Source organism: Rhizobium sp. SG_E_25_P2 (genome assembly GCF_029892285.1).
In the GTDB taxonomy this organism is placed as follows: Bacteria; Pseudomonadota; Alphaproteobacteria; order Rhizobiales; family Rhizobiaceae; genus Rhizobium_E.
Genome location: NZ_JARXVM010000015.1, coordinates 58,088 through 75,798, shown reverse-complemented (window position 1 = coordinate 75,798; position 17,711 = coordinate 58,088). Strand labels below are relative to the sequence as shown.

At 64.2% G+C, this 17,711-nt stretch carries 17 protein-coding genes; 5 read left to right on the top strand and 12 right to left on the bottom strand.

Annotated features, from left to right (window positions below):
• Nucleotides 1–6: 6 nt before the first annotated feature.
• The 5 genes from M2360_RS19535 to M2360_RS19515 form a co-directional block, all read right to left on the bottom strand.
• Nucleotides 7–879 (bottom strand): metal ABC transporter permease, encoded by an 873-nt coding sequence (locus tag M2360_RS19535; protein ID WP_280776968.1) that lies wholly within the window; start codon nt 877–879, stop codon nt 7–9.
• On the bottom strand, nt 876–1,622 hold the full coding sequence (locus M2360_RS19530) for an ABC transporter ATP-binding protein (RefSeq protein WP_280776966.1): 747 nt from the start codon (nt 1,620–1,622) through the stop codon (nt 876–878). The genes M2360_RS19535 and M2360_RS19530 overlap by 4 nt, the downstream gene beginning before the upstream one ends.
• Nucleotides 1,619–1,744 (bottom strand): hypothetical protein, encoded by a 126-nt coding sequence (locus M2360_RS19525; protein WP_280776964.1) that lies wholly within the window; start codon nt 1,742–1,744, stop codon nt 1,619–1,621. Before M2360_RS19525 ends, M2360_RS19530 begins: the two co-directional genes overlap by 4 nt.
• A 354-nt stretch (nt 1,745–2,098) precedes the next feature.
• Entirely contained in the window at nt 2,099–5,557 is a 3,459-nt protein-coding gene (locus M2360_RS19520) for an AAA family ATPase (RefSeq protein WP_280776963.1), read from the bottom strand.
• Entirely contained in the window at nt 5,557–6,813 is a 1,257-nt protein-coding gene (locus M2360_RS19515) for a DNA repair exonuclease (RefSeq protein ID WP_280776962.1), read from the bottom strand. The genes M2360_RS19520 and M2360_RS19515 overlap by 1 nt, the downstream gene beginning before the upstream one ends.
• 177 nt (nt 6,814–6,990) lie before the next feature.
• On the opposite strand from M2360_RS19515, the gene M2360_RS19510 reads away from it, so the two are divergent.
• Nucleotides 6,991–7,341, top strand: a complete 351-nt coding sequence (locus tag M2360_RS19510; protein WP_280776961.1) for a hypothetical protein — start codon at nt 6,991–6,993, stop codon at nt 7,339–7,341.
• Between the two features lie 94 nt (nt 7,342–7,435).
• Nucleotides 7,436–8,719 carry an FAD/NAD(P)-binding oxidoreductase gene (locus M2360_RS19505; RefSeq protein ID WP_280776960.1) on the top strand — a complete coding sequence of 428 codons (1,284 nt, stop codon included), beginning with the start codon at nt 7,436–7,438 and terminating at the stop codon, nt 8,717–8,719.
• A gap of 65 nt (nt 8,720–8,784) precedes the next feature.
• On the opposite strand, the gene M2360_RS19500 is transcribed toward M2360_RS19505, so the two are convergent.
• Genes M2360_RS19500 through M2360_RS19490 form a run of 3 tightly spaced genes read right to left on the bottom strand, consistent with a single transcriptional unit; the run spans nt 8,785 to nt 10,817 of the window.
• Nucleotides 8,785–9,555: a sulfite exporter TauE/SafE family protein gene (locus tag M2360_RS19500; protein WP_280776959.1), complete on the bottom strand. Its 771-nt coding sequence runs from the start codon at nt 9,553–9,555 to the stop codon at nt 8,785–8,787.
• Nucleotides 9,552–9,884, bottom strand: a complete 333-nt coding sequence (locus M2360_RS19495) for a TIGR01244 family sulfur transferase (protein ID WP_280776958.1) — start codon at nt 9,882–9,884, stop codon at nt 9,552–9,554. The genes M2360_RS19500 and M2360_RS19495 overlap by 4 nt, the downstream gene beginning before the upstream one ends.
• A 51-nt stretch (nt 9,885–9,935) precedes the next feature.
• Complete coding sequence (locus M2360_RS19490) at nt 9,936–10,817, bottom strand: MBL fold metallo-hydrolase (protein ID WP_280776957.1); 882 nt, start codon at nt 10,815–10,817, stop codon at nt 9,936–9,938.
• 143 nt (nt 10,818–10,960) lie between these two features.
• On the opposite strand from M2360_RS19490, the gene M2360_RS19485 reads away from it, so the two are divergent.
• Entirely contained in the window at nt 10,961–12,286 is a 1,326-nt protein-coding gene (locus M2360_RS19485) for an MFS transporter (protein ID WP_280776956.1), read from the top strand.
• A gap of 9 nt (nt 12,287–12,295) precedes the next feature.
• Here M2360_RS19485 and M2360_RS19480 read toward each other — a convergent pair whose 3' ends face one another.
• The 3 genes from M2360_RS19480 to M2360_RS19470 all read right to left on the bottom strand — a co-directional run bounded on the left by M2360_RS19480 (nt 12,296) and on the right by M2360_RS19470 (nt 16,104).
• Entirely contained in the window at nt 12,296–14,086 is a 1,791-nt protein-coding gene (locus M2360_RS19480) for a polysaccharide pyruvyl transferase family protein (RefSeq protein ID WP_280776954.1), read from the bottom strand.
• Between the two features lie 184 nt (nt 14,087–14,270).
• Entirely contained in the window at nt 14,271–15,029 is a 759-nt protein-coding gene (locus tag M2360_RS19475) for a DeoR/GlpR family DNA-binding transcription regulator (protein ID WP_280776953.1), read from the bottom strand.
• 64 nt (nt 15,030–15,093) lie between these two features.
• Nucleotides 15,094–16,104 (bottom strand): 2-hydroxyacid dehydrogenase, encoded by a 1,011-nt coding sequence (locus tag M2360_RS19470; RefSeq protein WP_280776952.1) that lies wholly within the window; start codon nt 16,102–16,104, stop codon nt 15,094–15,096.
• A gap of 242 nt (nt 16,105–16,346) precedes the next feature.
• On the opposite strand from M2360_RS19470, the gene M2360_RS19465 reads away from it, so the two are divergent.
• Both M2360_RS19465 and M2360_RS19460 read left to right on the top strand, forming a co-directional pair.
• Entirely contained in the window at nt 16,347–16,556 is a 210-nt protein-coding gene (locus M2360_RS19465) for a hypothetical protein (protein ID WP_280776951.1), read from the top strand.
• A gap of 107 nt (nt 16,557–16,663) precedes the next feature.
• Nucleotides 16,664–16,984: a multidrug efflux SMR transporter gene (locus tag M2360_RS19460; protein WP_280776950.1), complete on the top strand. Its 321-nt coding sequence runs from the start codon at nt 16,664–16,666 to the stop codon at nt 16,982–16,984.
• 15 nt (nt 16,985–16,999) lie between these two features.
• Here M2360_RS19460 and M2360_RS19455 read toward each other — a convergent pair whose 3' ends face one another.
• Nucleotides 17,000–17,590: a hypothetical protein gene (locus M2360_RS19455; protein WP_280776949.1), complete on the bottom strand. Its 591-nt coding sequence runs from the start codon at nt 17,588–17,590 to the stop codon at nt 17,000–17,002.
• Nucleotides 17,591–17,711 lie beyond the last annotated feature (121 nt).

Genomic DNA, 17,711 nt, shown 5'->3' with positions numbered 1-17,711 from the left:
AGGGGTTCAGCCCTCGAGATGCGGACGGGGAAAGAGTTTCGGCAGCCAGCCCGACGGGGCGATGGCCAGCGAGATGACGAAGAACAGCGCGGCCGCCATGATGATGGTCGGGCCGGAGGCGAGCTCGAGATGATAGGAGGCGATGAGGCCGAGATAGCTGGCGGCGGCGGCCGACACTGCCGAGATCAGCATCATCGCCGGCAGGCGGTCGGTCCACAGCCGGGCGATGGCGGCCGGCAGCATCATCAACCCCACCGCCATCAGCGTGCCCAAAGCCTGGAAACTGGCGACCAGATTGAGCGCGACCAGAAACAGGAACAGCGCGTGATGGATGGGGCCGCGCCCGCCAACGGCCCGGAGAAAGCCGGGATCGAAGCATTCCGCCACCAGCGGCCGGTAGATGACGGCGAGCGCCAGAAGCGTGAAGGAGGCGATGGCCGCGATCTGCGTCAAGGCTTCGGCGTCGATGGCGAGGATCGTTCCGAACAGCACATGCAGGAGATCGATGTTCGAGCCCTTGAGCGAGACGATCAGCACGCCGAGCGCTAAGGACGCCAGATAGAAGCTCGCGAAACTCGCATCTTCGGGGAGCGTCTTGCCGCGGCTCACGAGACCCGCAAGCAGCGCCACCGACAGGCCGGCGACGAGACCGCCCAAGCTCATGGCGGAGACCGATAGCGTTCCCGCGGCGAGATAGCCGATCGCGGCGCCCGGCAGCACGGCATGGCTCATGGCGTCGCCCATCAGGCTCATGCGCCGGAGCATCAGGAAGACGCCGATAGGGCCGGAGCCGACCGCAAGACACAGCGAGGCGACCAGCGCCCGGCGCATGAAGCCGAAATCGGCGAAAGGCGCGATTAGAAGATCATAGGCCGTCATGCCGCGACCTCCGGGCGGACGCAGACGCCGGCCGTCTCATCCCAGCTTTCCGACATGGCCCGGGCTTTCAGGAGATTGTCCGGCGACAGCGCTGCAGCGGTGGGACCCCAGGCGACCTGTTCGCGGGCGATCAGCAGCGTCTGAGGAAAATGCGTGCGGATCTGCTCGACATCATGCAGCACCGCCACCACCGTGCGGCCCTCGCCATGCCAGCCGGCCACCAGCGCCAGGAGATCGGCGGTGGTGCGGGCGTCGATGGCGGTGAAAGGTTCGTCGAGCAGGATCACCGGCGCATCCTGCAGCAGCAGCCGGGCAAACAGCGCCCGCTGGAACTGCCCCGCCGACAACTGGCCGATCGGCCGGCGTTCGAAGCCCGTCAGCCCGACGGCGGCGAGCGCCTCCTCGGCCTTGACGAGATCGGCGCGCGTCATGCGCCCGAAGGCGCCGGCCCGGCCCCAGGCGCCGAGCATCACCGTTTCGATCACCGAAATCGGAAAGCGCCGGTCGATCTCGGCGGCCTGCGGCAGATAGCCGAAATCATGGCGCGACAGTCGATGTTCGATACGCCCCTCGACCGGCCGGATCTCGCCCATCAGCGCTTTGAGCAGCGTCGATTTCCCCGCCCCATTCGGCCCGGCGATGGCGGTGAGGCTGCCAGAGGCAAACTCGCCCGAGACATGATGCACCGCCGGATGCCGGCGATAGGCGAGCGTGAGATTGGACATGCGGATGGCGGCGCTCATGGCAGCGCCACCGCCCAGACCACGGCCGCCCAGAGCCCGGCGACGACGACGAGCGCGAAGGCGACGCGCAGGAGAGAAGACTGGCCGAGAAGGCCCGGAGAAACAGAAAATTCGCGCCGCATCGGGTTTCCGAAAGTTAATGTAATAACATAACGTGATGTGGCGATACAATAGTGGCGGAATATTGGCAAGGGGACGAGTGGGATCTGATCGTCTGCGGGTTCGGCGTGGAAACTCAAGGCGGCGCGTGCGGCGCCCCCCTCTGGTCTGCCGACCATCTCCCCCTCAAGGGGGGAGATTGGCAGGCGGGCCGGCCATCGCCCGGCCATTGACGTCGAGAGAGCGGAAACCGCCGCCCCATCCGATCTCCCCCCTTGAGGGGGAGATGTCCGGCAGGACAGAGGGGGTAGCCGCGGCCACTGCGTTAGTGACCCATGTCCTGCCTGTTGGACGCTATCGCTGCGTCCAAGGATCGCTCACAACTCATGCACCCTCACCCCCGGGCATACCTGCATGGCCATGTCGCGGATATGCTGGTGATGGGTGAGATAGATGACCTGGCCGGAGCGGGCCATGGCGGAGAGTTGGGTCAGCGCTTCTTCGGCGCGCATGTCGTCGAAACTTTCCATGATGTCGTCGGCGATGAAGGGCGCCGGCATGCGGGCGGCGGCGTATTCGCCGTAGCCGGCGATGCGCAGCGCCAGATAGAGCTGATATTGCGCGCCCTTGGAGAGATCGCCCGCCTGTTTGGAGCCGCCGTCGGCGGAGAGCGCGATCAGCGTTTCCTGCTGGCCGTCGCGCTGGGCGGCGAGACCGCGATAGGCGCCGCGGGTGAGTTGGGCGAAGGCGTCGGAGGCGCGGCCCATCATCGAGGAGCGGTGGCGGTCGCGATAGAGCCTCAGCGCCTGTTCGGCGGCGAGCGCGCCGAGCCGGAGTTCGAGCGTGCGGCGCGCGCCTTCCTCGATGTCGAGCAGCACGGTGCGGCGGGCGGAGATCAGCCGGGCGACGCGGTCGTCGCCATCGATTTCCTTGAGCTTGGCTTCGGCCGCGCTGGCGACAGCGTAGAGGCGCTGGGTTTCGAGATCGCGCGCTTCGGCGGCGGGTCTGGTCTCCTCGATCTCGGCCAGCAGCGCGTCGCGGTCAAGGCCTGTCAGTTCCTGTTCGGCCGCCGCGATATCGGGGGCTGCGAGACTGTCGCGGAGATCGGCGGCGAGATCGATAATAGTGCGATCGAGCTCCGCGCCGCGCCGGATGAGCGCCAGCGCCGCCTCGACGCCATCGAGACCTTCGACGCCGAAATGATCGGCGAGACGGGCGGTCTCAGCGGCAAGCGCATCGCGCGCCGCCTCGATCTCGGCCCGCTCCTCGACAAGCTTCGACAGCCGCGTCTCGGCGTCGCGGCGGCGGGCGAAATCCTCGCGGGCGTCGCGCAGGCGGCGCTCGAAATCGCGGTGGATCTGCAAGGGCGCGAGTGTATCGTCAAAACCATAGTCGTCGGCGAGGCTGCGCATGGCGTCGGTGAAGAGGTCGATGTCGCGGTTCATCTTGTCGATGCGATCGACGGTGACGGCGCGGGCCGACAGCGCGCTGTCGAGCGCCTGCAGCTGGTCGATCAGTTCGCCGACGACGGCAGGCGTCGGGGGTACGAGTCCCTCCCCCGTCTCCATCAGCCAGGAGGCGGCCAACGCCTCGCGCCAAGCGGTGTCCCAGGCGGCGAGTTCGGATTTGGCCTCAGCCTCGGCTTTGCGGCGACGGAGGAGATCGGCCTCGCGGGCCGCGTAAGCGTCGGTCAGCGCGGCGCGGCGGGTTTCGGTGTCAAGAAAGCGGCGGCCGGTGAAGGTGAGCGCATCGAGCTGGGCGGAGGCGTCGACGCGCAGACCGCAGGCGGCGAGCGCCTGGGCCAGCCGCTCGCGGGCGGCGTCGAAAGCGGTGACAGCCTCGTCGCGGGCGCGCTCGGCGTCATCGAGGGCGGTGAGCGCTTCGAGCGCGGCGTCGGCGTCCTGGCGCCAGGCTTCGAGGCGGGCGATCTCGGGCTCTACGCCCGGAGCGATCTCTTCGACATAGGCGGCGAAGGTCTCGCGGAGCGCGGCGAGCGCTTGCGCAGCGTCGGCGCGCTGGCGCGACAGCGCTTCGGTCTGCGCGTCCAGCCGGGCGAGCGACTGATCGAGACCGGCAAGGCGCGCGGCTTCGGCGGCCTGGGTCATGCGGCGGGCGCGATAGGCGTCATCCGTGTCGAGCGCTGTGCGGAAAGCGTCGGCTGTGTCCGGGGAGAGGCTGGACCGATGGGTGGACCAGGCGGCCTCGCGAGCGGCGCGGGCGTCCGTGAGCACGGCGTCGGAGACGACGCCCTGCTGATCGGCGAGGCTCGCGCGTTCGGCGAGCAGACCGGCGCGTTCGGGATGAAGGCGGCGGAGATCGGCTTCGAGGCCGGACAGCGTCTTGTCCGCCTCTTCGAGGCGCCTGCGCCAGTCGGCGAGTTCGCGGACCGGCGGCAGGCGGAGGTCCGTGAGATCATCGCGGCGACCGCGCCAGGGGCGGAGTGCCGCGAGCCGGCGGTCGAACTGGAGTTTGGCGGCCTCGACATCGCGCTCCAGCCGCTGGATGCGGCCGGTGAGATCGACGCCCCGGCTTTCGGCGAGGCAATCGGAAAGCCAGGCGAGCGCTGCAGCGTCCGCGCCTGCCCCGGCCTCTTGGTCGATGGCCTCCTGGGCGGCATCCAACGCCTCCTGGGCGGCGCGGGCTTCGCGGATGGCGGCAGCCCGGCGCTCAGTGAGCGGCGCATGCGCCTTGATCAGCGGCTTGATGGCGCCGAGCCTGATAGCAGGCAGAGGCAGCCGCGCCGGGTCCTCTTCATCGGCACGGCCGAGACGGACAAGACTGTCGGCGACGCGGCGGTCGGCCTCGCGCAATTCATTTTCCCGGCGCGGCAGATCCTGGGCTTCGGCGCGGGCGCGGGCGGCGAGATCGGCCAGTCCCTCGAAACGGCTTTCGGCATTCAGGATGGGATCGACGGGCTGTTCGTCCTCGCCGCCCGCGAGAGCCTGCTGCTCGCGGATCAGCCGCGCAAGCGCGGTCTCGGTTTCGAGCGCGCGGCGGCGGAGCGCGGCGACATCGCGGTCCCAGCCTTCTGGCGGCGCGGGCGGCAGGGAGAGAGCGGCGCGCTCCATGCGCAGCGCGGCGAGACGGGCGGCTTGCGGCAGGGCGCTCAGCCGCTTTTCAGCGCGGTCGAGCTTGACGCGGAGCGCGGCGCGGTCGCGATTGGCGGTCTCATAGGCCGTGCGGGCGCGGTCGCGCTCAGTGGTCAACCTGCCGTGTTCGCTGGCGGCGATATCGATGCGGTCGCGCTCGGCCTTCAACTCTTCGAGCCGCCGCTTGAGATCGGCGAGCTCGGTCTTGGAGGCGCGTGGTTTGTGGAAGCCGTCGGTCTCCGAGCGGATCGCCTCCAGCTTTTGCGCCAGTTCCGACAGGCCGGCGCTGGCCGAAAACAGCAATTGTCCGAGATCGCCCTTGCTGTCGAGAATGGCGCGGCCGCCCTCCTCCAGCGTCGTCTCGTCGAGCGAGAACATGGTGCGATAGGCGTCGCGATCGAGCCCGCCGAGATCGCCGAGCAGCAGGTGATCGCCGACCGGCTGGTCGGCTTCATCGAGTAGGCTCGCTTGCGGTTTCTTGATGCGGGTCAGCAGGCGCGGGCCGGCTGCCGTTTCCAGCCGCGCCGAGATCCGCATGGATTTGTAGTCATGCAGGAAGGCATAAGGCGAACGCGGGTCGATGCCATAGAGAAAATCGAGCCAGGCGGAAAACAACGTCGACTTGCCGGCCTCGTTGGGGCCATGGACGATGTGAAAGTCCGGGCCATTCTCAGGCTTGTCGCCGAAATCGAGGCTGCGATCGGTGAATTTGCCGTAACGGATAAGATCGAGCGAACGGATGCGCATCAGGCCTCTCCTCCCTCGCGCAGCCGCGCCAAGACAGTGTCGACGCCGTCGCGGGCGAGCGCGTCCAGCCTCTGGGCGAATTCCGCCTCGTCCTGCCCGAACAACCCGCGCAATTCCGGCGGCAGGCCCTTGATCAACTCGTTGGCGGCGTCCATGGCGAGATCGCGGAAGGCGGGACCGGAAAGCACGTCGGTGTCGATCAGGCCGGCAAGCTCGGCGACCGGATCGCCCGAGGCTTCAGTCTTGGTCTCCAGCGGACGGCAAGCGCTTTCGACCTGCTCGACAAACAGGCGGCCCAGCCGGCCGGCGGTGAGCTCGGCCTCGGCCTTGACGAGATCGAGTTCGCGGCGCAGGCGCCAGGCGAGCGGCGTGGAACCCGTCAGTTTCAACCTGACGACGCCATGATGATCGCCTGCCGTCTGCGCCTCTAGAGAACGGGCGATGCGGGCGACGGCGTCAGACCAGTCGAAAACGCCGGCGAGATCGACCTCGACGCGGTCGAAACGGGCGCTGGCGACGCTGCGCTCCTGAACGGTGATGTCTCCGTCATCAGTGACAGTGACGAGGCTCACAGACTTCGCGCCGGCCTCGTTGATGTCGCGTCCCTGGGGGATGCCGGGCATGACCACGGTGGCGGCGCCAGTATATTCGGCGCGCTGGTGGATATGGCCGAGCGCCCAATAACGGAAGCCCGAGGACTGGAGTTCCGGCAGGCTGACGGGGGCGTAGGGGTCGTGGCTCAGGGAGCCTCCGAGGCTGGTATGCATGAGGCCGATATTGACGGTGCCCTCCACCGGCGGCTTGTAGCTCGGCAGCAGGCAATCGGGCGCGCGCGGCTCGCGGAAGCTCAGGCCATGGATAACGATGTCGGGACCAGAGGCGCGGGCGAGCGCAACAGCCTCGGCGCGGCCGCCGAACAGCTTGACGCTGTCGGGCAGCACCAATTCGCGGGTGATCTTCGACAGCGCGTCATGATTGCCGCGGATAATATAGGTGGGAATGCCGGCCTCGTGCAGGCGGCCGAGTTCGCGAGCGAGAAACAGCGCCGTCTTCATAGACGTTTGGTCGCCGTCATAGAGATCGCCGGCGATCAGCAGCGCATCGACCTGCTCAGTCAGGCAGAGATCGACGATGCGGGTGAGCGCTGAGCGGCTCGCCGCCCCGATCACCTCTGCGAGGTCCTCGTTCTTCAGCGCCAGCGAGCGCAAGGGCGAATCGAGATGAATGTCGGCGGTGTGGACGAAGCGGAAGGGCAAGCGAACATCCGTTGTCTGGGAGGGGCAGGCTTCTGTTGCCCAGAGCATATGGACCGGCGGGCGTGAAAATACAACCTTCGAGCGGGCGCGGCTGGTCGGGGAAAAGCCGCCGTGGCGGTTTCCCCGGCCCGGCGGATCAGATAGAGCCGAGGGCGCGACAGAATGGGCGGGACCGGGATGATGGACAGAGGCGACAAGCCGGAAAAAAGCGCCGAAGAGCGCCTCGCCAAGCTCATGAAGGCCTGGAACAAGGCGCCGGATGAGGCGCGGCAGGCTTTTCTCACTGCGATCGCCGGTGATCTGCATCCGGGGCGGGCGCCGATCGCCGATGGTCGTTACCTGACGCCAGCCGGTATCGCCCGCATCGAGGAGGCGCTGAAACGCCGACGCCTGCGCCCCGAACAAGCGATGGCCGAGATGGGTTTCGGGCCGCGCGACAAGGCGCTGTCGCGCGCGCTGGCGCTCGGTTACGGCTTGCGATTGTCGGTGATTTCGGCGCTCACGGACTGGCTCGACAAACAGGATTGATCCGCACAGACGCATCTTCCGCGTCAAGACTTTCTTCACTTGATAATCTACGTATTTTCGTATATACGATATATAATCATGAGGAGGAGACATCATGGCGAAAATCGCAGTGCTCGGCGCCGGCCTCGGCGGCTCGATCATGGCCTATGAATTGCGCGACCAGGTGGGCCGCGACGACGAGATCATTCTGATCAACAGGGGCTCGATCTATTCCTTCGTGCCGTCCAATCCGTGGGTGGCGGTGGGATGGCGCGAGCGGGAGGATGTCGAGATCGATCTGGCGCCCGCCTGCGCCAAGCGCAATATCCGGCTGAGACCGGAAGGCGCGGCCCGGGTGATCCCGTCGGAAAACCGCGTAGCCATGCTCGACGGCTCCTCGGTGGAGTATGACTATCTGGTGATCGCCACCGGCCCGGAACTGGCTTTCGACGAGATCGAGGGTTTCGGGCCGGAGGCCAAGACGCAATCGGTCTGCCATATCGATCATGCGCTGATGACCAAGGCGGCCTTCGAGCGACTGGTCGCCAATCCCGGCCCGGTGGTGATCGGGGCGGTGCAAGGCGCCTCCTGCTTCGGGCCGGCCTATGAATTCGCCTTCATTCTCGACAAGGCCTTGCGCGACGCCAAGGTGCGCGACCGGGTGCCGATGACATTCGTGACATCGGAGCCCTATATCGGCCATCTCGGCCTCGATGGCGTCGGCGACACCAAAGGCCTGCTCGAAAGCGCGTTGCGCTCCAAACACATCAAATGGATCACCAATGCGCGGGTGACAAAATTCACCAGCGAAGAGGTGCTGGCCGAGGAAATCAACGACGACGGGACGGTGAAGGCGGCCCATGCGATCGCCTCGCGCTTCACCATGATGCTGCCGGCCTTTCGCGGCGTGGCGGCGGTGCGCGACATCGAGGGGCTGACCAATCCGCGCGGCTTCATCCTGGCCGACAAGCATCAGCAGAACCCGACTTTCAAGAACATCTTCTCGGTCGGCGTCTGCGTGGCGATCCCGCCGATGGGCAAGACGCCGGTGCCGGTGGGGGTGCCCAAGACCGGCTTCATGATCGAATCCATGGTCACCGCCACCGCCCACAATATCGCCCGGATGATCGAGGGCGGCGCGCCCAATGCGCAGGGCACCTGGAACGCCGTCTGCCTCGCCGATTTCGGCGATGGCGGTATCGCGTTTGTGGCGCAGCCGCAGATCCCGCCGCGCAATGTCAACTGGTCGTCGCAGGGCAAATGGGTGCATGCCGCCAAGATCGGCTTCGAGAAATACTTCCTCTACAAAGTGCGGCAGGGCAAATCCGAGCCCTTCTACGAAAAGCTCGCGCTGCAGGCGCTCGGCATCGACAAGCTGAAGGCGGTCAGCTTCGATTGACATCCGGGCGACACGGCAAACCGGCCGCGCATCCCCGCGGCCGGTTTTTTCACGTCATGATGTTTTCAGGCGAAGAGCACTGAGCCGCTGCGATAGAGAACATAGAGCGCGACGACAGCGACGATGGCCGCGAACAGGCGGTTGAGAAGCGTCTTGCCAGCAGAGAGTTTTGTGGCGAGCGCCATGCCGGCCAGGCCGCCCAGAACGCCGCCGGCGATGAAGTTGAGCGCCACGGGCCAGTCGACCAGGCCGGACCAGGCGTAACTCAGCGCTGTGGCGAGGCCGAAGGTTCCGACCGACAGCAGCGACGTGCCGACCGCCTTGATCATCGGCATGCGGGTGGCGGCCATCAGCGCCGGCACGATCAGGAAACCGCCGCCAATGCCGAAAAATCCGGACGCGGCGCCGGCGAGCGCGGCGATGGCCGCGGTGCGCAGACAGGTGGAGCGGTCGGCGGGCCGCTCCAGATCCGCCTCCTGCCCGCGCGGCCTGAGCATCAAAGCCGCAACCGCCAGCATCAGCAGGCCGAACAGAAACAGCAGCGACTGGCCATCGACCGCCTTGCCGATCAGCGAGCCCAAAAGCGCGCCCGCCACGCCGACTGCGGCGAAAACAGCGCCGCAGCGCCAGCGGACATTGCCCCGAAGCGCATGTCCCGCCAGATTGGCGTAGGCGTTGACCGCCACGGCCACCGCGCTGGTGCCAATCGCCATATGCGGATCGCGCACGCCCACGACATAGAGCAACAAAGGGGTGGCGAGAATGGAGCCGCCTCCGCCGATCAGGCCGAGCGTGAAGCCGACCGCGCCGCCGGAGACGAGCGCCAGGAACGTCATTTGCCGCCGACCGCCTGATAGGCCGCCGCGCAACGTCCGCCGGAGGCGCAATAGGCCAGAATGCGGCCATCGGCGCCCTGAAGGACCGCCTTCAGCTCCGCGCCCTGCTCCGGCGTCATGCGGCCGGGAATGACGGGGATATAGTGAATGTCGAGGCCGGCAGCCTCAGCCGCCTTGGCCATATCGGCGAAAACGGGCTGGCCGAAACCTTCATTGTCGGGCCGCATGCAGATCACCGTCTTGTAGCCGAGGCCGGCGATGTCCTGCAGATGGCCGGGCGACAATTGCCCGGTGACATGGAAATGATCGTCGATGGCGCGAATGCTCATGGGTCTCTCCTTTTTCGCCGGTTCAGGCCGGCTGTGATGGATGGCTCGGGGTCAGAAGGCGTCCAGCGGCACTTTCAGATAGCGTTTGCCGTCGTCCTCGGGCGCCGGCAGTTCGCCGGCCTTCATATTCACCTGGATCGAGGGAATGATCAGCCGGGGCATGGCCAGCGTCTCGTCGCGGGCGGTGCGCAGGGCGACGAATTCGTTCTCGCTGACGCCGTCGCGGACATGGATATTGTGGGCGCGCTCTTCGGCCACCGTGGTTTCCCAGCGGATCTCGCGGCCATTGGGGCCATAATCATGGCACATGAACAGCCGCGTCTCGGGCGGCAGCGACAGCACCTTGTGAATGGAACGGAACAGGATGCGGGCGTCGCCGCCGGGAAAATCGGCGCGCGCCGTGCCGCCATCGGGCATGAACAGCGTGTCGCCGACAAAGGCGGCGTCGCCGATCACATGCGTCATGCAGGCCGGCGTATGGCCCGGCGTGTGCAGGGCGCGCGCTTCGAGCCCGCCGATCGCGTATGTGTCGCCGTCGGCGAACAGGCGGTCGAACTGGCTGCCGTTCCGCTCGAATTCCGTGCCTTCGTTGAAGATCTTGCCGAAGGTATCCTGCACTTGGGTGATCTTGTCGCCGATGCCAATCCGGCCGCCCAGTTTCGACTGGATATAGGGCGCGGCCGACAGATGATCGGCATGGACATGGGTCTCGATCAGCCATTCCATTGACAGGCCATAGGCGCGGATGTGATCGATGACGCGGTCGGCGGAGGCATAGGAAATCCGGCCAGCCGCATAGTCGAAATCGAGCACGCTGTCGATCACGGCGCAGGCGTTTGAGCCGGGATCCCTCACGACATAGCTCACGGTGTTGGTGTCGGCGTCGAAGAAGCCGGTGACATCGGGATGGGATTGCTGGGCGAGTGCGGTCATGCGCGCCTCCATTAGATACGATATTTCGTATATATGTATATTTATCCTATCGTCAAGGGCGCCGGGAACCTGGAGACGGGCGGTGATGTTGTTGACGCCAAGCGGGCCAATCCCGCGGGAGTTGCGACATCAGGGAGGACGCCATGCCCGTGACCGAAAAAGCGCTGATCTCCAAGATCACCTGGCGCATCATGCCGTTTCTCGGCTTTCTCTACCTGATCGCCTATATCGACCGGCAGAATGTCAGTTACGCCAAATTGCAGATGGTCGATGCGCTCGGGCTCAGCGAATATGCCTATGGGCTGGGGGCGTCGCTGTTCTTCATCGGCTATTTCCTGTTCGAGGTCCCGAGCAATCTGTTTCTCGAACGCTTCGGCGCGAGCCGTTGGTTCGCCCGCATCCTGATTTCCTGGGGCGCAATCACCATCGCGCTGGCCTATACCCAGAACGCCACGATGTTCTATGTGCTCAGGTTCCTGCTGGGCGTGGCGGAAGCCGGCTTCTTTCCGGGCGTGCTCTATCTGCTCACACTGTGGTTTCCCCGGGATTATCGCGGCCGCATGGTGGGGCTGTTCATGATCTTCAGCGCGTTTGCAAACGCCATCGGCGCGCCGCTCGGGGGCGTATTGCTCGATCTCGACGGCTTCCTTGGCTATGCCGGCTGGGAATGGGTGTTCCTGGCCACCGGCGTTCCGGCGGTGATCGCCGGCGTCGTGACGCTGTTCTATCTGCCCGACCGGCCCGAAAAGGCGCATTTCCTCTCCTCCGACGAAAAGGCCTGGCTGGCTGAGCGGCTGGCGCGCGAAAACGCCGGCATGAGCGCCGAAGCCGACAACGGCTTCAAGGCGCTCGTCAATCCGCGCGTGCTCCTGATGGCGCTGTGCTATGTCGGCTTTCCGCTGGCCGCCTATGGGCTGAGCTACTGGCTGCCGACCATCGTCGAGGGATTCGGCGTGACCAACACCGTCAACGGCTTGATCAACATCATCCCCTGGCTGATCGTCGCCGCAGCACTTTACATTGTGCCCGCCATGGCCGACCGGACGGAGAACAAGACGCCCTATATCGTCGGCCCGGCCTTTGCAGGCGCGATCTTCCTCGTTCTGTCAGCCGTGGTGACCAATCACACGCTGCAATTCGTGTTTCTGTGCGTGGCGGCCGCCGGCATCTTCGCGGGCCAGCCGGTGTTCTGGAGCCTGCCGGGCCGCTTCCTGCGCGGTGCAGGCGCGGCGGCGGGCATTGCGGCCATCAACTCCGTCGGCAATCTCGGCGGCTTCGTCGCTCAGAATGTCGTGCCCTGGATCAAGGACGAAACCGGCAGCACGATTGCGCCGATGTTCTTCCTCGCCGCCTGCCTGGCTGCGGCAGGGGTTTTGGTGATCGTGGTGGGACGATATGCGAGGAGCCTGGAGCGTTTGGGCGGTCCGGTCCCCATGCCAGGACCAGACAAGTTGATCACAAAGAAATAAACGACGACACTAATTTAAAACGCAGCTGGCGATATCCTTGAACAAAGCGTCGATCGAGGAAGCCGCATTGGACCTAAATTCTTCAACCCTACGTCTCTCATCTTGAGAATAGGGTTCAATATCGAGGGGGCCATCGAATTGAAATTCCTTGTTTGACAAACCAATTTCATCAAACATCGCTTCTGTCTTGTGGCTATTGCTTGGCGTATACATCACGCTACAGCCAGAAATAAGAGCCAGGCAAGCGCCATGGTAACGGCCGGTAACGACGGAACGATAGTCGCCGAATTCTTCCCCCGTGGTCGCCACCATTGGCAAACGCCGGTCCGCCTTCAACATGGCGAATACGTTTTTGTAATAGGCGCCCATTACCCAGTAATCCTTGCCGGATTCGATCGCGAGCTCCATCAACTTGCGACCCTTGTCTTCATAGATGCAGTCGATGATCGCAACATCCTTGCCTGGCGCAGACTTTCTCGCGAAGGAGCAAGACCACGTCATGTCCGGGTTGTACGACACTTGAGTCTTGCGGCTTATCTCCGACAGGCTCCTCTGATCCCGAACGGAAATCATGTCGAAGCCCTCGAGGACTTTGGTCATAAAGGCATTGTTATTTTGCCATAGGCCATTGATGAAGATAATTTTCTTGTTGAAATGAGATTTAAGCTTTTCGCACAGCAACAACAGATTGATGGAGCGGGGCGCATTGTCGTGGAACGTGCCCTCGCCGTTGATGACAATGGCGTCCACGCCGTCCAAATTCGGATCCACTTCCAATACGGAATTGAAGCCAATCGTTTCGTTCACCCAGCCGACGACCTGCATGCCATGCCGAACGAGATGCGCGTTGATCTGGGACATAACCAGTTTGCATCCCGCGTGATGCTTGTTTATTTCCAGTTTCTCGGTGTTGTTGACAATCAGGATACGACCAGGCCCATCCTTGATGGAATATTCGTATGTCGGCCCCGAAAACTGATGGCTTGTGGGCTCGGCGCGCATGCCCCTGCTGTTTTTCAGATATTGCTTGGCCAGCGGCCTGGGAAACAAGGGGCTTTTTGATCCCAGTTCATCCAGAGCCGCGGTGTCGTTGAGCACCCACCACAGGTTAGGATTTCTGAACTGCGCATTTTCGATGAATCGCTTTGCCAAGCCATGTTCGCCGGAGCGCCAGAATGCCTTTCCGATATCGAGCATCTGCCTCGGAGCCGGCAAAGAAAAATCATAATCGTCCCTGAAAATTCGCTCAAAAGCAGCGGCAACCGAGAGCTGCGCTTCCGGGCCGCCGTCAAGAAAGGTGATGGCTTCCTGCTTTTTGAGCAGCAATTGCTCCAGATCGAAATTGTGCCCGATCCACCCGCCGCCGTTAAAATCGCCCGTAAATCCGACCAGCGTCACCTTGTGCCCCTGGAGGGCGGCATACATGGCGACCTGATAGCCGATAGACGGGGTAAAGCCGAGCTTCTGCAGGTCATATGGTCCGAGAAAGTCGGAAAAGCACATGACCGTTCCGCCGAAAATGTCCTGGATCTGGTCAATGAAGTGATTGTCATGCCGTTCATTGACGGCGAAATACAACGTCCCGCCCGAAACATCACAGGGCGCGTCGCCGACACGGCTGAACCCGTGCGGCATGCCCTCGGTGGGAACATTGAACACAAACCAGCGTTCGACATTCAGCCCTTCAACAAGATGATTGTTCACGCATTTGTTGAACTGGACAACGACCGTGTCCTCGCCAACAGAAACAGGCAACGCATCGATTTTGAACTCCGCGTTGGCCACCAGAACAAAATGCATTTACCGTTTCCTCGATCCGTTGACCCTAGTTGCGACCACATAGCGCAAATCCCCATGCAAGCGATAGAGGCGGCTCGACCCTGGATCCGCAATCGGCGCCTGTAGCTGAGGATAAGTTTCGTGCGGCAAACGATGATGGAGCTGGGTTTCGTGATTGAGACGCGATCTTGGAAAGCGGCTCCACTCACACAACCGAGATCTCCAGCCCCTTGGCGCGATAGTCGGAAAGATCCGGCGACGCGCCATCCTCCGCGCCGACCAGAACCCCTGTCACCGCATCGAGCGGCAGCACGAGACAGGGAGAGACGGCGTCGAGCTTGGCCGATGTCAGCAATGTCCAGGTTTCCGCCGATTGGCCGGCGATGCGGCGCTTGATCGCCGCTTCCTCCGCATCGCCCGTGGTCAGGCCATGGCGCGGATGCAGGCCGGTGACGCCGAGGAAAAACAGGTCGGGCCTGAGATTGCCGATCTGCTCGGCGGCGAGCGCGCCGGTCGCCACCATGGAATGCTTGTAGAGTCGGCCGCCAATCAGGATGACGTCGGCGGTCGGATGATCCCCCAGTTCCGCGGCGATAGTGGGGCTGTGGGTGGCCACCGTGAAGGCAAATGTCCGGGGCAGCGCGCGGGCGAGCGCGGCGTTGGTGCTGCCGCCATCGAGAAAGATCAGTTGGTCGGACTGCACCAGCCTCGCCGCCTTTTCGGCCAGCCTCGCCTTGACATCGGCGGCGATCGCCCTGCGGGCGCCGAGATCCGGCAGATCTGGGGCAACAGGCAAAGCGCCGCCATGAACGCGGCGCAGCAGGCCTTCAGCGGCGAGTTCGCGCAGGTCGCGGCGGATCGTGTCTTCCGAAAGCTGGAATTCCTCGGCGAAAGCCTTGGCCACGATGCGGCCCTCGGCCTTCAGCCTCTCGATGAGCACCGCCTTGCGCTCCGTCGTCAACATCCGCCATTCCCCCGGTCAATTCTTGCGACGGCCTTATCGCATGGGGAGGACGCCAGCGAAAGTCTCAGCCATGCGCCGCAAGCCGTTCGACCGAAACGCTATGGGTCGCCGCGCCGGTGTCGCGAAAGGCGACGATGTTGCCGAGCGTGGTCTCGGCGATATTGTCGAGCGCCTCGTGGGTGAAGAAGGCCTGGTGGCCGGTGATCAGAACATTGGGAAACGTCAGGAGGCGGGCGAAGACGTCGTCGCGCAGCACCTGGCTCGACAGATCCTCGAAGAACAGATCCGCCTCTTCTTCATAGACATCGAGGCCGAGCGCGCCGATACGGCCCGATTTCAGTCCGTCGATGACGGCGCGGGTGTCGATGACGCCGCCGCGACCGGTGTTGATCAGCATGACGCCGGGTTTGAGGAGCGGCAGAGTGTCTTGGCGAATCATATGCCGCGTCTCCGGCGTCAGCGGGCAATTGAGGCTGAGAATATCGGACTGGCTGAACACGTCCTCAAGCGATCCATAGACCATGCCCAGCGCCTCGCAGGCGGGATTGGGCGTGGGGTCGAAGCCGAGGAGACGGCAGCCGAAGCCCGCCAGAATCCGCGCCAGGACTTCGCCAATCTTGCCGGTGCCGACCACGCCGACCGTCTTGCCGTGCAGATCGAAGCCGAGCAGGCCGTCAAGGGCGAAATTGCCCTCGCGCACCCGGTTATAGGCGCGGTGGATCTTGCGGTTGAGGCCAAGGATGATCGCCATCGTGTGCTCGGCCACCGCATGCGGCGAATAGGCCGGCACCCGCGCCACCGTGAGCCCATATTCACGCGCTGCGGCGAGATCGACATTGTTGAAACCGGCGCAGCGCAGCGCCACCAGCCTGACGCCGAGCGCGTCGAGCCGGGCGAGCACCGGGGCCGAGAGATCGTCATTGACGAATGCGCAGACCGCGCCGGAGCCATCGGCGAGCCCGGCCGTTTCCAGCGACAGATGCGCCTCGGTATAGCGTAGCGACAGGCCGCTCGCTGCGCCGCGATCGAGAAAATGCCGGTCATAGGGCTTTGCGCTGAACACCGTTACCTGCATGCCATATCTCCCTGTTGCTGATCGCCTCGACGATGGCACGGCGCGCGCGGGCGGTCCACAGGCCAAACAACTCTTCCGCGCCATGACTGAATATGGATGATTGACATGACAGGATCGTGCTATAAACGCGCCCTGACGGCGAAGGCAAAGACGGGGGCTCCCCCCCGCCGAGTACCGAGGTCCAGGATCCCCGATGCAAGAGAGACCCCCGAAGCGCGCGCGCCGACGGGAATTGAACCGCCATGAAGCCCCTGCCCGCCTGCCAGGCCAAACCCATTCTGCGCGCATACGAAAGCCTGACGCGCGAAAACTGGTTCAACCGCAACGCGGTGACCGAGCGCGAATTGCTGAAAATGCTGTTTACGCTGCGCGGCGACGGCTCCGGCCCCGAAGACGCGTTCTATAAAGCGGCCGAGGACGAGGCGAGACGGCGATTTTCGAAGATGCGGTAGGGCAGCGCACTCTTTTCACAGCAGCGTCGACGTTATATATAAAAGTGCGCGAGGACGACCTCGCTCGATGACGACAGACGGGACGGCCCGAACGACAGGAGGCCGTCATGGCTTGGTTCTATCTCATCTCCGCCGGACTTCTCGAAGTGGTCTGGGCCTATTTCCTCAAGCAATCCGACGGGTTCACCCGTCCCCTGCCGACGCTGATCACCGTGGTCGCGCTCGCCGCCAGCCTCGGGCTCTTGGCGCTGTCGCTGCGCAGCCTGCCGCTCGGCCCTGCCTATGCGATCTGGACCGGCATCGGGGCGGTGGGCGCCTATGGCGTCGGCATCCTGTTGCTCGGCGACGCGCTGACGCCGATGCGGGCCTGCGCATCATTGATGATCCTTGGCGGCATCGTGCTGATGAAACTGTCGACGGAGGCTTGACGGCGAACCGCCCCTTCAGGACTTCAGATCGGAGAGCGTCGAGATCACGGCGCTCCAGCAGGCCGGCTTGTGAAACAGCGGGCGCAGGCGTTCCGGCGGTGGAATGACGCCTGCGCCATATCCGGTCATGAACACATAGGGAATGCCGCGCGACGCCAGGGCTTCCGCGAGCGGAAACACTGTCTCCTCATCCAGGCGAACATCGAGCAGGGCCGCCGACGGCGCTTGGCGTCCCTCAAGCAAGGCCATCGCGAAGGCCACCGAGGTGGAGGGCCCAAGAATCTCCGCGCCGCCTTCGCGCAATTGCGCCTCGGCCTCGGCGGCGACGAAATAATCATCCTCCACCACCAGGATCAACGTGCCCGACAACGGCTGAGGCGGGGCGAACTTTCGCCGCGCCGCGACCAGGGCTAAGGCCGACAACCGATCCGGCGCCACCAGCCCGCGCTGGTATTGGGCCAAAAGATACGCCGCGAATTCGCGTTGCCGGTCCAGATCCCTGGGGAACCAGGCCTTGGCGCTGATCTCATCGAAAATTTTCTGCAGCAAGGCGATATCGGCAGGCGTCAATACGCCGGCGGTCAAATGCGGTATCAAGAACTGCATCTGCCCCACGCCCCTAACGTCAATCGATGGATTGCTTTACCGTCAATTGTCTTAAACACGCAGGACACCTGCGGGTTCCATCATCCTGACACAAAATTTAAACGTGGAATGCCGCCGAATC